The organism is Aeromonas sp. HMWF015, assembly GCF_963878965.1.
GTDB lineage: Bacteria > Pseudomonadota > Gammaproteobacteria > Enterobacterales > Aeromonadaceae > Aeromonas > Aeromonas veronii.
In genome coordinates, this window is the sequence record NZ_CAWNZT010000229.1 from 1 (window position 1) to 2,248 (window position 2,248).

A 2,248-nucleotide genomic window follows, 5' to 3' on the forward strand; every position below is an offset into this window, starting at 1 on the left:
CCACCGCACCGGGCGCAGATCGTCCATCGCCCCCTCGATCTCGGGAATGCCGGAACCACCCGCTTCCGGGGCAAAGGTATGAGTGAGGAAGTAGCCGACAAATCCCAACAAGGCGCTGAAGCCAAAGCCAAGCAGACCGAGCTGCCACCAGGGGCGGTCGGCCAGCAACGCGATACGTTGTTCTGCCAGCCAGTGGACACCCGATTCGAACAGACCGCACACCAGTCCGGCCAGGGTGCCGACCAGCGCCGCCAGCAACAGAACCAGCAAGGGCATCTTGTCTTGCCGGATAATGCGGGAAAGCGGCCCCCGCAAAGAGGTATCGGCTTCAGAGGAGAGAGCTTGTTGCGCCATCTTGTTACACCAACTTGGAAAAACCATATCGTCAGCTAGCTGAGATCAGGATCACCCGGCGCGTTGCTCGGCTGCCCAGGGCTGGGGCTTTCTGCTATAGTCGGCCCGTTAAATTTTTGTCACGGGAGCAGACCGAGAGTCCGGGTGGCGAGAGCGCAAAGCATACTCCTGATGCTCCGGCCTGCCGAGTCTCAATCGGCTGCAATCCCTTGTGTGACGACCAAAATCCCATTAAGGATGATCCATGTCAAAATCAGATCAGCTGTTTGAACAGGCCCGCCAGACCATTCCGGGTGGCGTCAACTCACCGGTCCGCGCCTTCAATGGGGTCGGCGGCACGCCCCGCTTCATCGATCACGCCGATGGCGCCTATCTCTATGATGTGGATGGTCAGGCCTACGTGGATTACATCGGCTCCTGGGGCCCCATGCTGCTGGGTCACAACCACCCCGCCATCAAGGCTGCCGTCATCAAGGCCGTTGAGAAAGGGCTGAGCTACGGTGCGCCGACCGAGATCGAAGTGTTGATGGCCGAGAAAGTGCGCCAGATCGTCCCCTCCATGGAGCAGGTACGGATGGTGAACTCCGGCACCGAAGCCACCATGAGCGCCATTCGTCTGGCCCGTGGCTACACTGGCCGCGACAAGATCGTCAAATTCGAGGGCTGCTACCACGGCCACGCCGACTCCCTGCTGGTCAAAGCCGGTTCCGGCGCCCTGACCCTGGGTCAGCCCAACAGCCCGGGCGTTCCAGCCGATTTCGCCAAACACACCTTGACCTGCGTCTTCAACGATCTGGATTCAGTGCGTGAAGCCTTCACCCAGTACGGCAGCGAGATCGCCTGTATCATCGTCGAGCCGGTCGCAGGCAACATGAACTGCATCCCGCCGGTGCCGGGCTTCCTGGAAGGTCTGCGCGCCATCTGTGACGAGTTCGGCGCCCTGCTGATCCTGGACGAGGTGATGACCGGCTTCCGCGTCTCCCTGCGCGGTGCTCAGGGTCACTACAACATCGACCCGGATCTCACCACCCTCGGCAAGATCATCGGTGCCGGCATGCCTGTGGGCGCCTTCGGCGGCAAGAAGAAGGTGATGCAGCACATTGCCCCGACCGGCCCTGTCTATCAGGCGGGGACTCTCTCCGGCAACCCGGTGGCCATGGCGGCCGGTCTGACCATGCTGGATCTGCTGCTGGAGCCGGGTCTCTATGAGCAGCTGAGCGCCAAGACTGCGCGGGTTGCAGAAGGGCTGAAAGCGGCCGCCGCCAAACACGATATCCCGCTCGCCATCAACTATGTGGGCGGCATGTTCGGCTTCTTCTTCACCGAAGAGAACGAAATCACCCGCTACGAGCAGGTCACTCGCTGCGATATGGAACGCTTCAAGCGCTTCTACCATCTAATGCTGGAAGAGGGCGTCTATCTGGCGCCGAGCGCCTACGAGGCGGGCTTCCTGTCATTGGCTCACGGCGACAAGGAGATCGAACATACCCTGGCTGCCGCCGAGCGCAGCTTCGCCAAGCTGGCTGGCTAAATCGCCGCTGGTTGTCGCAAAGGGCCCGTCATGGGCCCTTTTCTATTACAGAGACTCCATCACCACACAGGGCGGCAATACGCCCATTTCTGGTGCATTACCCCCTCGTCATCCACCGATTTGTCATCCTCTGGTGCAACTTGCCCTGCCATCCCTGTCATAAAGCAGGCCCACTATTTGCACATTCACCACAAGAGCCCACGTCACCGAGGTCCATATGGCAGAGATGAGCCCCATCGATGTGCTGCGGCGCTATCAGGAGTATCAGGAGGAGTTGACCCCGCTACTGCAGGGGCTGCTCAGCACCCCCCTTGCCTCGCTCAAGGGGTATCCCTTTGTGGTCAGCATTGACCACTATCAGGG

1 protein-coding gene and 1 pseudogene are annotated in these 2,248 nt (G+C 60.7%); one reads left to right on the forward strand and one right to left on the reverse strand.

Translation table 11 applies throughout. The features are described 5' to 3' along the window. Window positions 1-354: pseudogene (locus AACS18_RS12495) on the reverse strand (H(+)/Cl(-) exchange transporter ClcA); the annotation flags it as partial. Between the two features lie 244 nt (window positions 355-598). On the opposite strand from AACS18_RS12495, the gene hemL reads away from it, so the two are divergent. Then, a complete protein-coding gene (gene hemL / locus AACS18_RS12500; protein WP_108612438.1) occupies window positions 599-1,885 on the forward strand; it encodes a glutamate-1-semialdehyde 2,1-aminomutase in 1,287 nt (428 codons plus the stop codon). Window positions 1,886-2,248 lie beyond the last annotated feature (363 nt).